General features: G+C 65.2%; 16 protein-coding genes. 9 read left to right on the top strand and 7 right to left on the bottom strand.

Features of this window, described 5'->3' with window-relative positions; all coding sequences use genetic code 11:
* Positions 1–111: 111 nt before the first annotated feature.
* Positions 112–1,851 carry a PHA/PHB synthase family protein gene (locus V473_RS01460; protein ID WP_066599670.1) on the bottom strand — a complete coding sequence of 580 codons (1,740 nt, stop codon included), beginning with the start codon at positions 1,849–1,851 and terminating at the stop codon, positions 112–114.
* A 143-nt stretch (positions 1,852–1,994) separates the two neighbouring features.
* Here V473_RS01460 and V473_RS01455 point away from each other — a divergent pair, with 143 nt between their 5' ends.
* The 3 genes from V473_RS01455 (at position 1,995) to V473_RS01445 (ending at position 4,425) form a co-directional block, all read left to right on the top strand.
* Complete coding sequence (locus V473_RS01455) at positions 1,995–3,206, top strand: LL-diaminopimelate aminotransferase (protein ID WP_066599661.1); 1,212 nt, start codon at positions 1,995–1,997, stop codon at positions 3,204–3,206.
* A 176-nt stretch (positions 3,207–3,382) separates the two neighbouring features.
* Positions 3,383–3,874: a DUF2721 domain-containing protein gene (locus V473_RS01450; RefSeq protein WP_066599657.1), complete on the top strand. Its 492-nt coding sequence runs from the start codon at positions 3,383–3,385 to the stop codon at positions 3,872–3,874.
* A complete protein-coding gene (locus V473_RS01445; RefSeq protein ID WP_066599653.1) occupies positions 3,871–4,425 on the top strand; it encodes a (2Fe-2S)-binding protein in 555 nt (184 codons plus the stop codon). Before V473_RS01450 ends, V473_RS01445 begins: the two co-directional genes overlap by 4 nt.
* Here V473_RS01445 and V473_RS01440 read toward each other — a convergent pair.
* The 3 genes from V473_RS01440 to V473_RS01430 all read right to left on the bottom strand — a co-directional run bounded on the left by V473_RS01440 (position 4,410) and on the right by V473_RS01430 (position 8,391).
* Positions 4,410–5,222 (bottom strand): DODA-type extradiol aromatic ring-opening family dioxygenase, encoded by an 813-nt coding sequence (locus V473_RS01440; protein ID WP_066599650.1) that lies wholly within the window; start codon positions 5,220–5,222, stop codon positions 4,410–4,412. The two genes, V473_RS01445 and V473_RS01440, sit on opposite strands and share 16 nt — an antisense overlap.
* A gap of 72 nt (positions 5,223–5,294) precedes the next feature.
* Positions 5,295–7,859, bottom strand: coding sequence for an HWE histidine kinase domain-containing protein (locus V473_RS01435; protein ID WP_066599648.1), 2,565 nt, complete (start codon positions 7,857–7,859; stop codon positions 5,295–5,297).
* Positions 7,852–8,391, bottom strand: a complete 540-nt coding sequence (locus V473_RS01430; protein WP_408021482.1) for a biliverdin-producing heme oxygenase — start codon at positions 8,389–8,391, stop codon at positions 7,852–7,854. The genes V473_RS01435 and V473_RS01430 overlap by 8 nt, the downstream gene beginning before the upstream one ends.
* Before the next feature lie 247 nt (positions 8,392–8,638).
* Between V473_RS01430 and V473_RS01425 the strand changes: the two genes are divergently transcribed.
* From V473_RS01425 to V473_RS01415, 3 genes are all read left to right on the top strand, one after another.
* A complete protein-coding gene (locus tag V473_RS01425) occupies positions 8,639–9,580 on the top strand; it encodes an RcnB family protein (protein ID WP_066599645.1) in 942 nt (313 codons plus the stop codon).
* Positions 9,581–9,706: 126 nt separating this feature from the next.
* The gene (locus V473_RS01420) at positions 9,707–10,381 is read left to right on the top strand and encodes a prolyl hydroxylase family protein (protein WP_066599643.1); all 675 of its coding nucleotides are present in this window, start codon (positions 9,707–9,709) and stop codon (positions 10,379–10,381) included.
* Positions 10,382–10,541: 160 nt separating this feature from the next.
* Entirely contained in the window at positions 10,542–11,012 is a 471-nt protein-coding gene (locus V473_RS01415) for an RcnB family protein (protein WP_066599640.1), read from the top strand.
* A 192-nt stretch (positions 11,013–11,204) separates the two neighbouring features.
* On the opposite strand, the gene V473_RS01410 is transcribed toward V473_RS01415, so the two are convergent.
* Positions 11,205–12,800 carry a lysine--tRNA ligase gene (locus V473_RS01410; protein WP_066599639.1) on the bottom strand — a complete coding sequence of 532 codons (1,596 nt, stop codon included), beginning with the start codon at positions 12,798–12,800 and terminating at the stop codon, positions 11,205–11,207.
* 129 nt (positions 12,801–12,929) lie between these two features.
* On the opposite strand from V473_RS01410, the gene V473_RS01405 reads away from it, so the two are divergent.
* Genes V473_RS01405 through V473_RS01395 form a run of 3 tightly spaced genes read left to right on the top strand, consistent with a single transcriptional unit; the run spans position 12,930 to position 16,666 of the window.
* A complete protein-coding gene (locus tag V473_RS01405) occupies positions 12,930–13,304 on the top strand; it encodes a PilZ domain-containing protein (protein ID WP_066599637.1) in 375 nt (124 codons plus the stop codon).
* Between the two features lie 54 nt (positions 13,305–13,358).
* Positions 13,359–16,127: an ATP-dependent DNA helicase gene (locus V473_RS01400; protein WP_066599635.1), complete on the top strand. Its 2,769-nt coding sequence runs from the start codon at positions 13,359–13,361 to the stop codon at positions 16,125–16,127.
* Positions 16,124–16,666: a SixA phosphatase family protein gene (locus V473_RS01395; protein WP_066599633.1), complete on the top strand. Its 543-nt coding sequence runs from the start codon at positions 16,124–16,126 to the stop codon at positions 16,664–16,666. Before V473_RS01400 ends, V473_RS01395 begins: the two co-directional genes overlap by 4 nt.
* A 5-nt stretch (positions 16,667–16,671) precedes the next feature.
* Here V473_RS01395 and V473_RS01390 read toward each other — a convergent pair whose 3' ends face one another.
* Positions 16,672–17,073 (bottom strand): SPFH domain-containing protein, encoded by a 402-nt coding sequence (locus V473_RS01390; protein ID WP_224547841.1) that lies wholly within the window; start codon positions 17,071–17,073, stop codon positions 16,672–16,674.
* Positions 17,074–17,084: 11 nt separating this feature from the next.
* On the bottom strand, positions 17,085–18,038 hold the full coding sequence (gene pip, locus V473_RS01385) for a prolyl aminopeptidase (protein WP_066599623.1): 954 nt from the start codon (positions 18,036–18,038) through the stop codon (positions 17,085–17,087).
* Positions 18,039–18,093: the final 55 nt, after the last annotated feature.

Raw genomic sequence — 18,093 nt, 5'->3', positions numbered from 1 at the left:
ATAAGGGTTTTGAAAGCGCCTTGCAAGGCTTATTGTGCACCGCAACAAAATTGAAACGGACGGTTGGACGGCTTTTCGGCACTATTGGCCGAAAAGCTTATATTATGGAACTTAGCGCCCCTTTACGTAGCGTCCGGGCGCATCTTCGATCGCCTTGAGACGGCCTTTCCCCGGCTGCCGCGCGCCCTTGGCCGGCACCGTGCGCGAATCACCCCGTTCGATCCAGGCGCGCCAATCCGGCCACCAGCTTCCCTTGGTTTCCTTCGCCATCGCCAGGAAATCCTCCAGCGTCGGCTGCGCCTCGTCCGCCACCCAATATTGATATTTGTTCGCTGCGGGCGGATTGATGACCCCGGCGATATGTCCAGACCCCGCCAGCAGGAACCGCACCGGGCCGGACAGATTTTCCGTCAGCTTCCATACGCTTTCCAGCGGGGCGATATGGTCCTCCCGTCCGGCCTGCACATAAGCGGGGGTCTGGATCGTCTTGAGGTCGATCGGCGTACCGTCCACGCTGATGGCGCCGGGCGCGACCAGCAGATTGTCGCGATACAGCCGGGTCAGATAATCCTTGTGCCAGCGCGCCGGCAGGTTGGTCGTGTCGCCATTCCAATAAAGCAGGTCGAAGGGCGGATAATCCATGCCCAGCAGATAATTGTTGACGACATAGTTCCAGATCAAGTCGCGCCCGCGCAGCAGGTTGAACGTGACGGCCATATAGCGCCCGTCCAGAAATCCGCCCGACGATAGCTGATCCACCAGCTTCATTTGCTCGTCGTCGATGAACAAGGTCAGGTCGCCGGCCTTGCTGAAATCCACCTGCGCGGTGAAGAAGGTCGCGCTCGCCACCTTGTCCGCCTGCCCCCGCGCCGCCAGCAGCGCCAGCGTCGCGGCCAGCGTCGTCCCCGCGACGCAATAGCCGATGGTGTGGACGCTCTTCACCTTCAGCAGGTTGCGCACCGTATCGATCGCATCGACCTGGCCCTTAAGGATATAATCGTCCCAGACCAGATCCTTCATGGAGGCGTCGGCCGACTTCCACGATACCAGGAACACGCTGATCCCCTGATCCACCGCCCATTTGACGAAACTCTTTTCCGGCGACAGGTCGAGAATGTAGAAACGGTTGATCCAGGGCGGGAAGATGATGAGCGGGGTTGCCAGCACCGTCGCGGTCGAGGGGGCATAATGGATCAGCTGGTAAAGCGGGGTCTCGTGAATGACCTTGCCTGGCGTCGCGGCGATGTTGCGCCCCAACTCGAATTGCGTGCCGTCGGTATGGGTCAGTTGCCCCTTTTCCATGTCGGCCAGCATGTGCTTGAGGCCCTTGACCAGATTCTCGCCGCCGCTCTCGATCGTCTTCTGCACGACGGTCGGATTGGTGAGCGGGAAATTGGCGGGCGAGAGCGCGTCCAGCATCCCGCTGGTGGCGAAACGCAGCTTGGCCTTGGCCTTGGGATCGACGCCATCCACCGCATCCGCCAGCCGGGTCAGATAGTCCGACACCAGCAGATAGCTTTGCCGGATCAGGTCGTAAAAGGGATGCTGCGTCCAGGCCGGGTCGGCAAAGCGTCGGTCCTTGGCGGCCGCCGGGCTGTCCGCCGGCGCCGGGTCGGGCTGATCGCGCAGCAATCCGCCCGAATCGAGGAAACGCTGCCACAGCGCCAACCCTTCATCCGCGAAGCTGGTCTGGATGCGCGCCACGGTTTCCGGGTCGAAGGGCAGCACGCGGCCCGTCGCGCCCGCCGCCTGTTCCAGCATCAACTGCTGGGCGCGGCCGATCACCTCGGTCCATTGCTGCATCTGCTGGAGCGTGGGCAGGTGAGGTTCCATGACGTCGGCTTTATCCATGGCCACCTTGCTCCTCCTGGCATCATTGCGTCGCGCCGCTTTCGCTGGCGCGTCGCAATCGGGCGAGTTATAGCCAGATTGTGACATGCCAGCGGCGCGTCGCGCACTATTCCCTACAGAGAGCTTTCAGGAAAGCCCCTATAATGTCCGAAGAATTTTACCGCATGAAGCGCCTGCCGCCCTATGTCATCGCCGAAGTCAATGCGATGCGAGCGGCCGCCCGTGCGGCGGGAGAGGATATTATCGACCTGGGCATGGGCAATCCCGACCTGCCGCCGCCGCCGCACGTCATCGCCAAGCTGATCGAGGTGGCGCAGAAGCCAGACGCCCATGGCTATTCCCAGTCGAAGGGCATTCCCGGCCTTCGCAAGGCGCAGGCCAATTATTACGGCCGCCGCTTCGGCGTCGATGTCGACCCGGAAACCGAAGTCGTCGTGACCATGGGGTCGAAGGAAGGGCTGGCCAGCCTCGCCACCGCGATCACCGCGCCGGGCGACGTCGTGCTGGCCCCCAATCCCAGCTACCCGATCCACATGTTCGGCTTCATCCTGGCGGGCGCCACGATCCGGTCCGTGCCAACGACCGCGGACGAAAATTATTTCCGCGCGCTCGACCGCGCCATGGCCTTCACCGTGCCGCGCCCGTCGATCCTCGTCGTCAACTATCCGTCCAACCCGACGGCCGAGACGGTCGACCTCGCCTTCTACGAACGGCTGGTCGCCTGGGCGAAGGAGAATAAGGTCTGGGTGCTGAGCGACCTGGCCTATTCCGAATTATATTATGACGGCAATCCGACGCCCTCCATCCTTCAGGTGCCGGGCGCGAAGGATGTCGCGATCGAATTCACCTCGCTGTCCAAGACCTACAGCATGGCCGGATGGCGCATGGGTTTCGCCGTGGGCAACCGCAAACTGATCGCGGCGATGACGCGGGTGAAATCCTATCTCGACTATGGCGCCTTCACGCCGATCCAGGCGGCCGCCTGCGCCGCGCTCAACGGGCCGCAGGACATCGTCGAGAAGAACCGCCTTCTCTATCACAAGCGCCGCGACGTGCTGGTGGAGAGCTTCGGCCGCGCCGGATGGGACATTCCGCCTGCGCGCGCATCGATGTTCTGCTGGGCGCCGTTGCCGCCGGCCTTGAAGGAGATGGGGTCGCTGGAATTCTCCAAACAGTTGCTCACCCATGCCAAGGTCGCGGTCGCTCCGGGCGTTGGCTATGGCGAGGATGGCGAAGGCTTCGTCCGCATCGCCATGGTCGAGAATGAACAGCGACTGCGGCAGGCGGCGCGCAACATCAAGCAATATCTGAAATCCATGGGCGTCAATGCGCCCTCGTCCAAGGGCGTGGCCTGATTGCAGGACGCGGCGTGTTCCCGCGAAGGTGGGAATCCAGTTCAGACGACAGGACTGGGTTCCCGCCGTCGCGGGAACACCTGCTTCGTCTAAACAGGGCGTGCAATGGCATTCCGTCATGCTCTTGCCCCGTCTTCCGCGATGAAGGATAGCTGCGTCGTGAGAGGTGCCGCGCAATGATCCCCCTGCCCCAGGTCAGTCAGGTCGCCCAGACCATCCAATTGGCGCTTGCACCCGTCTTCCTGCTGGCGGGCATCGGCGCGTTCCTGAACGTCTGCGTCAGTCGCCTCGCCCGCATCATTGATCGGGCGCGCTCGGTGGAGGCCGCGATCCTGACCTCGCGCGGCAAGGAACATGACCGGATGGTCGCGGAAATCCGCGTGCTCGACCGGCGGATGAGCGTCGTCAACAGCGCCATCTTCCTGTCGGTCGCGTCCGCCTGCGCGGTCTGCCTGGTCGTCATCCTGCTGTTCGCGGGCAATCTGTTCGACGCGCATCTGGGCACGCCGATCGCCGCCCTGTTCAGCTTGGCGATGCTGTTGCAGGCGGGCGGTTTCGCCACTTTCATCCAGGAAATCCGGCTCGCGTCGCAGATCATCCATATCCGCAACGAAGTCCTCTATCACAAAGCGGAAGAGGCGGATGCGGCGATCGAAGCGCTGCCATGACCCGCTTCACCGTCAACGACCGGCCTGTCCAATATCGCATGGACCCCGAAACGCCGCTGCTCTGGGCGTTGCGCGATGCATCGAACCTGACTGGCGCCAAATATGGCTGCGGCACCGGCGATTGCGGCGCCTGCACCGTGGATATCGATGGCGAGGCGGTACGATCCTGCCAGGTGACGATCGGGAAGACCGAGGGCCGCTTCGTCACCACGATCGAGGCGCTGTCGCCCGATCGCGGCCACCCGCTGCAACAGGCGTTCGCGGCCGACAATGTGTCGCAATGCGGCTATTGCATCCCCGGCATGATCATGGCCGCGTCGGTGCTGCTGCGGCGGACCAACGACCCGTCCGACGAAGAGATCGACGGGTCGATCACCAATATCTGCCGCTGCGGCATCTACCCCCGGCTGCGCGGCGCGATCAAGCGGGCCGGCCGGATCATGCGCGGGGAAGATCAGGTGGCGGCCGCGCCACCGCCGGGCATCACCCCGGAGGATGCGGCCCGGACCGTCCCGGCGCTCGGCCGCCCGCCGACTCAGCCGAAACGATAGCCCGACACCGACCAGCCCATGACCGAACTGCGATGGTCGCAGGTGGCGGCATCGTCGCCGCCCGCGCCCAGCGCCACCATCAACGGCAACAGATGCTCCTCGCGCGGATGGGCGAAACGGGCCTGCGGCAATGCCTCCCAGGCGGCGACGCGGGCCGCCCTGCTCTGCGGATCGGTATCGGTCACCGCGGCGGTCAGGGCATAGTCCCAGGATGTGGACGGCCCGATCGCCTGCGGCCCGCGCACGCGCAGATTGTGAAAGCTCATGCCCGACCCGACGATCAGCACGCCTTCGTCACGCAAAGGAGCAAGCGCACGCCCGGCCGCGATATGAGCGGCCGGATCGAGATCATGGCGCAATGACAACTGGGCGACCGGAATGTCGGCATCGGGCAGCGCGACCTTCAGGGGCACGAAGACGCCATGGTCCCAGCCGCGCGCTTCTTCCTCCGCCGTGGCGAAGCCCGCATCCGCCAGGAGGCTGGCGGCGCGGCGCGCCAGATCGGGCGCACCCGGCGCGTCCCAGCGCAGCGTATAGGTGTGCGACGGAAAGCCATAATAATCGAAGAGCAGGGATGGGCGTTCCCCTGTATGGACGGTGAAGGCCTGCTCTTCCCAATGGCCCGACACCAGCAGGATCGCGCGCGGCCGTTCGGGCAGGGTTGCGATCAGCCCGGCGAGATAATCCTGCATCGGCCGCCATATCGGGTCGCTATGCGCATGGTCGGAATCGGCCGGGTCCATGAAGAAACAGGGACCGCCGCCATGGGGGATGAAAAGGGTAGGCTGTGTGGACATGGCGCATAGATCGGCAAGCGCGGGGCGGGCCGCAATCGACGATGCGGAAACTGTCCGTTTCGTTGTCTCAGGTCAGCCCGCTGCGCCGACGACCGGCGTCAGCGCCTGCGCCAGAGTCGCGCCGGAATAAGGCTTTTTGAGCAGCGTAACTCCTTCGAATCGCGCCGGCAGTTCCAGCCCGTCGCCATAGCCAGTCGCAAAGATGAAGGGGACGCCACGCTCCGCCAGCAATTCCGCGATCGGCAGGCTGTTTTCATGACCCAGGTTGAAGTCGAGAACCGCCAGATCGACCGGCTGGATCGCGATCGCCTCGCGCGCGCGACCCACGCTTGCGACGGTCATCACCTCCGCGCCCAAGTCGCGCAGCGCATCCTCGCCATCCATGGCGATAATCATATTATCCTCGACCAGCAGAACATTGCGCCCTTTCAGCAGGCCGGGCTCGACCGCGGCGACCGGCTTTGCGCGATCGCTTCCCACCACGTCGGGCAGCACCGACACGACATGGGTGGACGGAATGCAGAAATGCGCCTCGATCCCCGCGAGTCGATAGTTGATTTCGGCATGGCCACCCAGATCATAGGGAATGGACCGTTCTATCACCGTCGAACCGAAGCCGCGCCGCGTTGGCGCGACCACCGCCGGGCCGCCGCTTTCGGTCCAGTCGATCAGCAGGCTGCCATCCCCGTCCACGCGCCAGGCGATCTTGACCGACCCATTGTCCGACAGCGCGCCATATTTGGCGGCATTGGTCAGCATTTCGTGGATCACCAGCGCCAGCACGGTGAAACAGCCCGGCGTCAACAGCACATTGGGACCAGACAGCTTTACCCGGTCGCTGCGTTCGCCCAGATAAGCGCCTGATTCGACCTCGATCAGATCATAGAGGCGCGCCGGGCTCCAGCGATCGGCCGTGATCTGGTCATGGGCGCGGGCCAGCGCATGGACCCGACTTTCCAGCGTACCGATAAATTCGTCGACCGATTGCGCGCTGTCGCGCGTCTGCGACAACAGCCCGCGGATCAGCGACAGGATGTTGCGGACGCGGTGGTTGAGTTCGGCGATCAACAGTTCCTGCTTCTCATGCGCCCGTCGCCGTTCGGCATCGGCCGAATCGGACAGGCGCAGGATCACCTCCAGCAGCGCGGTGCGCAGCGCTTCGGCCACCCGCAGTTCCGCCGGGGTGAAGGCCAGCGCGGTGCCCTTCACCAGTTGCGACCATTGTTCGAAACTTTTGCGCGGCGTCAGCCGCGGCCCGTTGGGACCATATTCGATGGCTTTTTCGGGATTGCCGGCCCAGCGCACCGATCGCAACTGCTCGGCCCGGAACAACACGACATAGTCGCGCGGTCGGCGCGACAGCGGGATCGCCAACAGGCCCGATACGCGGTCGGCATAGGCGGCCGCGTCGGGCAATACCGCCGACAGATTGGCGGTAGTATAGACCTGACTGGCGGCCACGCGGTTCATCATCGACACGATCGCGGCGAAGGCAGGCTCGTCGGGGGCAAGGCCCGAAAAGGTCATCTGCCCGTCAATATAGACGCCCACGCCATCGGCGGGGATCGTGTCGAAGATGATGTCGCCCAGCCAACGGGCGTTGGACAGCAGATCATGGTCCTGCGCCACCGCCGACAGCAGCCGGTCGGCCACCTGCCGCGCCTTGCCTTCATAGGCGGCGGTTTCGCCACGCTCGCGACTTTCCAGCATCATCGAGAATATCTGGCCGAACAGTTCGGCCGCGCTGCGCTGTGCGAAGGTCGGCAGGCGCGGCGCATAATGGTGGCAGGCGAACAACCCCCACAATTTGCCTTCGACGATGATGGAGATGGAGAGCGACGCGCCCACCCCCATATTGCGAAGATATTCAATATGGATCGGCGACACGGCGCGGGTCAGGCACAGCGACATGTCGAGCGCCGCACCATTGGGGTCGAGTTGCGGAACGATCGGCACCGGCGGCGCTTTCACGTCGGCGATCACGCGAAAAATATTGCGCATATAGAGCGCACGCGCCTGCGCGGGAATGTCGGACGCAGGATAGTGAAGGCCAAAAAAGCTGTCGATACCCGGTTTCAAAGCTTCGGCGACCACTTCGCCGTCCCCGGCATCGGCGAAACGATAGACCATCACACGATCGAAGCCGGTCAGCGCCCGCACCTGCCGCGCACCGTCGCGCAGGAAGGCGGCCATGCCATCGGCCTGGGCCAATCGCGCCACCATCGAACGGACGGTGCTGCTCGCCTCCATCTCGCCATGCGCCGCCGGCTCCGCCTCCACCACCACCAACGGGCCGGAAAAATGGACCGCGACGTCGAAAGCCGGGCCGCCCGCCATCAAGGGAATCGAAAACAGGCGTTCGACCGAATCGGGGCCGCGCAGCAGGGTGATGCGATTACGCAGCGCGTGGATCGCCTCCCCATCCAACAGGGCGTGGATGGGCTTGCCCAACATGTCGTCGGGCGACAGGCCGATAAACTCCGCGCTGTTGGCCGATACGCGCGACACCAGCCAGTCGGCGGTCAGCGCGATCAGGAAGCCGAACGGCTGAACCGCCCCCAGCACATGGATCGGTTCCCGATCGCAATTGGTGAGATCGACCGCGAAGGTCGCGTTGGTCGCTTCGCGATCAGCCATGGCCAACCACCTGAGAGGCTCGGCCCGCCTGCGCGAAAAGGGCGAAGGCGGCCTGCGCGCCCTGCACGGCGTCGTCCAGCCAGCCTTCGCCGCCTTCCATCGCGGCGCTGTCGAGCGCCTGCTGGAAGGCTATCCATTCGCCCTTGCCATGCGCGGCCGACAGATAGGCCTTGGGCAGGCCGGGCGCGACCTGGCGCGACAACATGGCGCCGCCCAGCCGCGATCCTTCCAGCGCATAGCGCAAGCCCCAATGAAAGCCATCGGTACGGCTTTGCGCCAACGGCAAAGGGTCGGGAACGGGCAGGTCGAGCGCCGCGAGGTCCTGCGCCAATAGCGGCAACCGTGGCGCGTCGGGGCGTGCGGCTGGCTCCAAGCCGCCGAGCGCCCTGGCGTGCGCAGTCAAAAAAGCGCGATAATCGACAGCCGAATCGAGCGCAAAGCCGGCATAGATCGCGTCAACCACCTGATGGGATTCCATCGTCGCGGCGCGCAGGGCCTGGCGGGTCTGGCCAGCTTCGGGAATTCTCGTCACTCGTCAGTCCTATAGGCAGTTACGCGGCGGCGCACTGATCTGGATCAGCTTTTGCCAGGGTTCCGGGAGTTCGTCGCCAATGCGACACGCACCAACGGACACTGGTCGCATGAATGGACCCTCTCTATCGTCTCCGGCCGATTCTTTCAAATCGCTGTCTGACGGGTTCAGCATCACGACATCGCGGCGGTTCTAAATGAGGATTATGAGGGAGCGTAGTGCCCCCCGGCCAACGAAAGTCACGACGATGTTGAGGAAGATGATGCTGGCGGGTCTGATGACCGCAACGCTGCTGAGCGGCGTCGCCCCGGCCTATGCGCAAAGTAACCAGGAGCAGCGCGGCAACCGCGGTGGCGAGCGCGCCGGCCGCGTGGAAAGCGGCGGCGGCATGTCGCGCGGCAACCGCATGAACCAGCGTGGCGAGGCGCAGGTGCGACGCGGGCAGCAGCGCGCGGCCGTGCGGCCCGCGCCCCAGATGGCGGCGCCGCGCCCGGAAGTCCGCCCTGAGCGCCGCATCGATCAGCGCCCTCAACAGCGCGCCAATCCGCAATGGCGCAGCGACCAGAACCGCCCCGGCGCCCTGGCGCAACGCGAAGCGCGGCAGGACCGGCGCGACGATCGCCAGCAAAACTGGCAGGATCGCCGCAACGACCAGCGCGAAAACCAGCAAGACTGGCGCAATGACCGCCGCGATGCGCGACAGGACTGGCGTAGCGATCGTCGGGACGACCGCCAGGACTGGCGCAACGATCGGCGCGATGATCGCAGGGACGACAGGCGTGACGATCGCCGTTGGACCGACAATCGAGGCCAGAGTGGCGCGAACTGGAATAATGGCCGCCGTTATGACGACCGCACCCGCTGGAGCAACCAGCGGCGCTGGGACAATGGCTGGCGCCAGGATCGGCGTTATGACTGGAACAGCTATCGCAACCGCTATGGCGACCGCTACCGCATGGGCCGCTATTACGCGCCGCGCGGCTGGGATTATGGCTATCGCCGTTTTTCGGTCGGCATCGTGCTGAGCAGCCTGCTCTATTCCAACAGCTACTGGCTGAATGATCCCTATAGCTACCGCCTGCCGCCCGCCTACGGCACGCTGCGCTGGGTTCGCTATTATGACGACGCGATGCTGGTCGATATTCGCGACGGCTATGTCGTCGATGTGATCCACGACTTCTTCTGGTGACGCCGCGGCGGCCGCCGCGTTGATATCAGAACCCCCTCCCTGAAGTGGCCTTCAGGAAAACTGGCCCCGGCGCGGAAACGCGCCGGGGTCTTTTCAGGGCGGTCGCCTCTGTGGCAGGACGCGGACATGAGCCAGGAAAAGGATGATGGCGGCATCGCGTCGCTGCTGCGCGCCGGGATTGGCGACGATGTGCGCAAGCGGCTGGACCGCAACCCCATGGTGCATCGCATCGACGCCCCGCTGCTCGACATCTATGGCCGCCAGGATTTCCTGAGCGCGGAAGAATGTGCAGGCCTGCGCGCGATGATCGACGCGGACGCCAAGCCGTCCACGCTCTTTTCGGGCAGCGCGAACGCGGACTATCGCACCAGCCATAGCTGCAACCTCAATCCCTGGGACAAGCTGGTGCTGGCGGTGAGCGACCGTATCTGCGCGCTGACCGGCCTGTCCGCCCGCCATGGCGAAACGCTCCAGGGGCAGCGCTATGCGCCGGGACAGGAATATAAGGTCCATTGCGACTATTTCCCGGTCACCGCCAGCTATTGGCCGCAGATGCGCGCCAGCGGCGGGCAGCGGACTTGGACCGCGATGATCTATCTGTCGCCGGTGGAGGCGGGCGGCGAAACCCACTTCCCGCAATGCGAATTCATGGTGCCGCCGGTCGAGGGCATGATCCTGATCTGGAACAATATGGACCGCGACGGGGCGCCCAACCGCTTGAGCCTGCATGCCGCACGCCCGGTCGAACGGGGCGCCAAATATGTCGTCACCAAATGGTTTCGCGAGCATCCCTGGGGCTGAACCTTGTCGGTGGCCGGTTACACTTTGCGACATAAATGACTGAAAACTGACAGCTTCATTTCCGCGCCGTTCAGGCGCCGGGCCGCATAACCCCTTTCCAGGCGATGGAACCCGATCTTGCCGGACAGGTTCAACCGCCACAGAATATGGGAGAATTTCTATGCGTAAACTCATCATTCTTGGTCTGCTTGCCGCCACAGTTGCACCCAGCGTCGCGTCGGCCCAATCCTATGGCGAAGCCCGCCGCAGCGAACGCAATCTGCGCGAGGAAAAGCGCGATCTGCGCCAGGCGCAACGCTATGGCGACCGTCGCGATGTGCGCGAACAACGACGCGATGTGCGCGACGCCCGCCAGGAAGCGCGCGAAGACTGGCGCGACTATCGCCGCACCCATCGCAGCGTCTATCGCGGCGGCAACTGGCGCGCGCCCTTCCGCTACAGCCAGTGGAACGCCGGTGCGCAGCTGCGTCCGGCCTACTATAATTCGCGCTATTATATCGCCAATCCCTACCGCTATCGCCTGCCTCGTCCGGGCGTGAACCAGCGCTGGGTCCGCCATTATAACGACGTGCTGCTGGTCAACGTCCGTACCGGCCGCGTGATCACGGCCCACCGCAGTTTCTTCTGGTAAAAGCCAAGGGCATAAAAACGGCCCCGGACGGATCGTTCGGGGCCGTTTTTTATATTCCCCCCGCTTGGCCGCGCCGCCCGTTTCCAGGCGCACGCGGCCGATGATGCGCGCAAGGCGCATCACCAGTCCGAAAGGGGGGTGGACCGATGCGCAGAACGCCCCATGATGGCAGAATGTTCCGCGTCGTCAGCCTCAGGCGGCAAGCGCCTGCGCGATCAGCTTGCGGCTGTTTTCTATGCCGTACAGCGCAATGAAACTGCCCATGCGCGGTCCCTGATCCGCGCCCAGCAACGTCTGGTAGAGCGCCTTGAACCAGTCGCGCAGTTCGGCAAAACCAAACGTCTCGTCCTTGCCGATGGCATAGACGATATTCTGGATATCTTCGGCCGATGCGCTTGTCGGCAGCGCGGCCAGTTCCTTGTCCAGTTGGCGCAACGCCGCTGCCTCATTGACGTCTGGCGCGCGACGTCGGAGGGTCGGCGCGACGAAATCGCGGTGATAGGCCAGCGCATGGCCGATCAGCGCGTCCAGTTCGGGATAGGTTTGCGCGCTGGCGCCGGGCGCGTAATTTTGCAGATAGGACCACACCTGTTCGCGGCTGGCATCGCCCATCACGCCGACCAGGTTCAACAGCAGGCCGAAAGTCACCGGCAATTCGCCCTGCGGCAACTGGCCATCATGGATATGATGCACCGGGTTGCCCAGTTGCTGTTCGACCGCCTGCTTCGCGTAATTGCCGCGGAACTGCCAATATTCGTCCACCGCGCGCGGGATGACGCCCATGTGGAGCTGCTTCGCCTTCTTCGGCTCGCGATAGGCGTAGAAGGCCAGACTTTCCTGCGGGCCGTAGGTCAGCCATTGTTCGAGGCTGAGGCCATTGCCCTTGGACTTGGAGATTTTCTCGCCCTTTTCGTCGAGGAACATCTCATAGTTGAAGCCTTCGGGCGGACGCCCGCCGAGCGCACGGCAAATCTTGGACGACTGGGTCACCGAATCGATCAGATCCTTGCCCGCCATTTCATAATCGACGCCCAGCGCATACCAGCGCATCGCCCAGTCGACCTTCCATTGCAGCTTGGCCGCGCCGCCCAGGATCGACTGTTCGATCGTCTCGCCCTCATCCACAAAGCGCACAATGCCCGTTTCGGCGTCGATCACCTCCACCGGCACCTGCAACACGATACCGCTCTTTGGGCTGATCGGCAGGACGGGCGAATAGGTCGCCTGCCGTTCCTTGCGCAGGGTCGGCAGCATGATGTCCATGATCGCCTGATAGCGACGCAGCACCTGGCGCAGCGCCCCATCGAACGCACCGGCCTGATACCGCTCCGTCGCCGACACGAATTCATAGTCGAAACCGAAACTGTCGAGGAACGCCCGCAGCCTCGCATTATTGTGATGGGCGAAGCTTTCATACTTCTCGAACGGATCGGGCACCTGCGTCAGCGGCTTGCCCAGATATTCGGCGAGCATCGCCTGGTTCGGCACATTGTCAGGCACCTTGCGGAACCCGTCCAGATCATCGCTGAACGCCACCAGCCGCGTGGGAATATCCGACAGCGCATGGAAGGCGTTGCGGACCATGGTCGTGCGCAACACTTCGTTGAAAGTGCCGATGTGCGGCAGGCCCGATGGGCCATAGCCGGTTTCGAACAGGATATGCCCCTTGTCCGGCGCGCCGCCCTCTTTCTCGTCAAGCTTGTAGCGCTTCACAAGCTTGCGGGCTTCTTCATAAGGCCAGGCCTTGGATGCGGTCGCGGCGGTACGGAGGATGTCGGACATGGTCATGCAACGCCCCCTAAACCCGGAAAGGGCGAAAGAAAACGGATATTGGCGGCAAATCCACGTTAAGAATCGTTCTCAATTTAAGATTTCATTAACCTTGCGGGTCGATAATTGACGAGATTTGGAGGCGATATGCAGATACAGCGCAGCCGCGAACGCATTGCCGTGGACATTCCCATCGTCGTCACGACGGTGCTGGACAGTCTGGAAGGCATGATCGTCGATCTGAGCGAAGGCGGGGCGCAAGTCGTGGGCTGCACCTTGCCGGCGCGCTCGCAATGTCAACTCGATCTGGATGGCTTCATCGTCTTCGGCACGGTCCGCTGGGCCGAGGAGGACCGGATGGGCATTCGCTTCCCCTATGAGCTGAGCGATGGCCCGCTTTACGAACGGCTTGAAATGGCCCGCGCCGCCAAGCGCGCGCCGGTCGCCTTCCAGCCGCGTGCCCAGACCGGTTTCGGTTCCGCCAGCCTGGGCGGCGGCGGTTTTGGCCGGCGCACGGGCTGAACCGTCCCATATTTCAGGTTTTCCTTTTGTTCCTGTTCGCCTAAGCCCGGACAGGTGATCGATCCCGCCACCCTGCCCGCGCTCCACGCCAGCCATGGCGGCATCTGGTTGCGCGAAGGCGACCGCACCCAGGCGCTGGCCAAAGGACAGGCGATCGCGCGCACCGCCGAAACCCCGGTACTGCTGCTGAACGCGCCCCTCACCGGCCAACGGCTCGGCTATCCCGAACTCAATGGGCTCGACCTGCTCGAACTCTGGGCCTTTCTCCATCCCGCGCGCTTCCTCGTGCCCACGCCCAAGGGGCTGGCCGCGGCGCTCGGCTTGCCCGCGCCGGCCAGCGAGTCGGACATCCCGGCACTGTTGCAGCAGGGGGCAGCGTTGCTGCTGGGCCGACTGGACGCGGCCGACTGGACCGAGCGGGAGGGTGGCTGGACGGCGGCGCAGGCGCTGCATCGACTGCGCTGGCCCTGGTCGCCGCTGGTCGCGCCGCGCATCGCCCGGCCTAGGCAAGCGGAGCGCTGGCTCTTTTCCAAACTGCCCGAATGGGAGGAGGCGCAGCCCCGCCCCGCCCCGCGCACCGTCAGCCTGAACGAGGAGCAGATATTAGCGCGACTGGACGCGCTGACCGGCGCGGGGGCGGAACCGCGCCCCGGCCAGCGCGCCTATGCCGCCGCCGCCAGCACCGCTTTCTTGCCCCGCAAGCATCGCGACCAGCCCAATATGCTGCTGGCCGAAGCGGGCACCGGCATCGGCAAGACATTGGGCTATCTCGCCCCCGCCTCCCTCTGGGCAATGCAAGCGCAGGGCACGGTCTGGGTGTCCACCTATACCAAGGCGCTGCAACGCCAGCTCGACCGCGAATCGCTCCGTCTCTTTCCCGATCCCGCGGTCGCGGCCAAGCGGGTAGTGGTGCGCAAGGGGCGGGAAAATTATCTCTGCCTGCTCAATCTGGAAGATGCGTTGCAGGGCGGCTTTGCCGGTCGCGCGGCGATCCTGGCCCAGTTGGTGGCGCGCTGGGCCGCGTTCAGCAAGGATGGCGACATGGTCGGCGGCGACCTGCCCGGATGGCTGCCCACCTTGTTCCGGCGCAACGGCTCCACGGCCCTCACCGACCGGCGCGGCGAGTGCATCTATGCCGGCTGCCCCCATTATCGCAAATGCTTCATCGAGCGGTCGGCCCGCGCATCGGCCGACGCGGACATCGTCATCGCCAACCATGCGCTGGTGATGATCAACGCCGCGCGCGGCCGCGAAACCGGCCAGCGCCCGCAACGCATCATCTTCGACGAAGGCCATCATCTGTTCGACGCCGCCGATTCGACCTTCTCCGTCGTCCTGTCGGGTCAGGAGGCGATCGAACTGCGCCGCTGGATCATGGGACCGGAGGGCGGATCGCGCGGACGGCGGCGCGGGCTGGCGGCGCGCCTGTCCGACCTCGCCAGCTATGACGAGGAAGGCGGCCAGGCGATTCGCGCGGCGGTGGACGCGGCGCAGGCGCTGCCCGCCGACGACTGGTTGAAGCGGGTGGTGGCGGCCGAGCCGTTCGGACCATTGGAAACGCTGCTCGCCGCGGTGCGCGGCACCGTCTATACCCGCGCGGAAGCGGCGGGCGAGGCGGATGCCGGCTATGGGCTGGAAACCGAACTGGCCGAACCCGACGGCGCGCTGGTCGAGGCGGCACAGGAGGCCGCACTGGCGCTCGACGCGCTGATCAAGCCGCTGGTGCGTCTGTCCCGCCGGCTGGAGGCGGTGATCGAGGATGCGCCCGACTGGCTGGACGGCGCGGCGCGCGCGCGGGTCGAGGGCGCGATCGCCTCGCTCGGCTGGCGGCGCGACCTGATCGCGGCCTGGCTGGCGCTGCTCGCGCGCGTTGGGGGGCCGGCCGACCCCGACTATGTCGACTGGATGACGGTGGACCGGGTCGAAGGGCGCGAGTTCGATATCGGCATCCATCGCCACTGGCTCGATCCCACCCGCCCGCTCGCCGAAACCGTGCTGAAGCCCGCACAGGGCGTGCTGTTGACCTCCGCCACGCTCAAGGGCGGCGGTGACTGGTCCAATGCGGAGGCGCGCAGCGGCGCAACGCATCTGCCCTATGGCGCGGAACGGTTCGAGGCGGCCAGCCCATTCGACTATCCGGGGCGGGCCGAAGTGCTGATCGTCACCGATATCAAGCGCGGCGACATTGCGGCGCTGTCGGGCGCCTATGGCCGGCTGGTCGAGGCGGCAGGCGGCGGGACTTTGGGATTGTTCACCGCGATCCGGCGGCTGCGCGCGGTCCATGCGCGTATCGCCGACCGGTTGGCGCGCGCGGGCCTGCCCCTCTACGCCCAGCATGTCGATCCGATGGACACCGGCACGCTGGTCGACATCTTCCGCGACGATCCGCGCGCCTCGCTGCTGGGCACAGATGCTTTACGGGACGGCGTTGACGTGCCGGGGCATTCGCTGCGGCTGGTGGTGATGGAGGGCGTGCCCTGGTCCAAGCCCACCGTGCTGCACGCCGCCCGCAGACTGGCGGGCGGCGGCAGCGCCTATGACGACCGGCTGATCCGCGCGCGGCTGGCGCAGGCCTTTGGCCGCCTGATCCGACGGGCCGAGGACAAGGGCCATTTCGTCATCCTGTCCGCCGCCATGCCCAGCCGCTTGCTGAGCGCCTTCCCGCCCGGAACGCCGATCCGCCGCCTGACGCTGGACGAGGCGATCATCGCCGTCAGCGGGGCGTCGCATCGCGAAACGCTTGGCGAAACCGGCCTGTTCGGGCATCAGGGGGGCGAATCCGGCCTGCCCCGATCAGGGACTCCCGAACAGGAGAGACAATGAAGCGCCTGACCCTGTTGCGCCACGCCAAATCGGACTGGGACGATCCGGTGGCGCGCGATTTCGACCGGCCCTTGAATCGCCGCGGCGAAAAGGCCGCGATGTTGATGGGCCAGTTCGCCGCCCAGCGGAAGATGCAGTTCGACCTGCTGGTCGCCTCCCCCGCGGTGCGGGTGATGCAGACGCTGGAAACCTTCTTCGCGGGCTATGGCCAGACGCTCGACGCGCGCTGGGACCGGCGCATCTACCTGGCGTCCGCGCCCACCCTGTTCGACGTCGTGCGCGACCTGCCCGACAGCGCCGACAGCGCGCTGTTGGCCGGGCATAATCCGGGGCTGGAGGAGCTGATCCTCGACCTCGTCCCCGACGACGGCGTCAATCCGCTGCGCGAGGATGTGGAGGTCAAGTTCCCGACCGCCAGCATCGCCGTGCTCGACCTCGCCATCGACCGCTGGGGGCAAGCAGGCGAGAAGTGCGCGACGCTGAGCAGCTTCACCCGCCCCCGCGACCTCGATCCCGCCTTGGGGCCGGGCACGCGCTGAGGCCTTTATGGCGCCGGGCTGGTCCGGGGCGCCAGACGGTTGCTTTCCAGCAGCGGCAGACCGCCTTCGGTTGGCACGTAGATAATATTGGCATCCTTGGCGTCGATAGCCTGAATTTGCAGATAGCGTAGATAGCCGTCGGGTCCGCCCAGGCTGTCCTGCAATATTCGGTTGGCACGCGCTGCCCCCTCCGCTCGCACGACCTCGGCATCCGCCAGCATCTTGGCGCTTTCCAGCCGGGCGCGCGCTTCCAGCACCGCTATCTGGCGCGACGATTGCGCTTCGGCGAGTGCCGCCCGCCCGGCCTGTTCCTGACTGTATACATTATAAGCGGGGCAGCCAGCCAGCAGACCGAACCCGGTCACGAAGATCAGTATGATGATGCCGACAATGGCCGTTCCGCTCATGGGCTGCCCCCTCATCCCTCTATTATGTCCGCAAAGCCGTCGGTCGCGCGGATCAGCGCGTCCATTATGCCCGGTTCATTATAGGCGTGCCCCGCCCCCTCGATCATTTCGAAGCGCGCCTGCGGCCAGGCGCGATGCAGCGCCCAGGCGGTTTCCGCCGGGCAGGCCATGTCGTAGCGGCCCTGCACGATGACGCCGGGAATGTCCGCCAGCTTGCCCGCGTCGCGGATCAGCTGCCCGTCCTCCAGCCAGCCGCCATGAACAAAATAATGATTTTCGATGCGGGCGAAGGCGAGCGCGAAATCGTCGGCGTCATGGGTCGCCGACAGCGCCGGGTCGGGCAGCAGGCGGATCGTCTCCCCCTCCCACACGCTCCACGCCCGCGCGGCCGCGATCTGCGCCGCCCGGTCCGTGCCGGTCAGCAGGCGGCGATAGGCCGCCACCAGATCGCCCCGTTCCGCCTCCGCTATCGGCGCGACGAACCGCTCCCATTTGTCGGGATAGATGCGGCTCGCGCCCGCCTGATAATACCAGTCGATTTCGGATTTGCGGATCGTGAAGATGCCGCGCAGCACCAGTTCGGTGACTCGTTCGACATGCGCCTGCGCATAGGCCAGCGCCAGCGTCGATCCCCAACTGCCGCCGAACACCAGCCACCGCTCCACGCCCATCATCACCCGCAGCCGCTCGATATCGGCGACCAGATCCCAAGTCGTGTTGGCGTTGAGGTCCGCATGGGGCGTCGATCGGCCGCACCCGCGCTGATCGAACAGCAGCACATCGTAGCGCGCCGGGTCGAACAGGCGGCGATGATCGGGCGATATGCCGCCGCCCGGCCCGCCATGCAGGAACACGGCCGGCTTCGCGCCGGGCGTGCCGGCCCGCTCCCAATAGATATGATGGCGGTCGCCCACGTCGAGATGGCCGGAGGCGAAGGGAGCGATCGGGGGATAAAGGGTGCGCATCCCGCCATCCTAGAAAGCCGCAGCGGCGAAGAAAAGCTTTGACCGCAAGCCATGG

It is taken from the genome of Sphingobium cupriresistens LL01 (assembly GCF_001046645.1).
GTDB lineage: Bacteria > Pseudomonadota > Alphaproteobacteria > Sphingomonadales > Sphingomonadaceae > Sphingobium > Sphingobium cupriresistens.
This window is presented reverse-complemented; position numbering and strand designations above follow the sequence as displayed.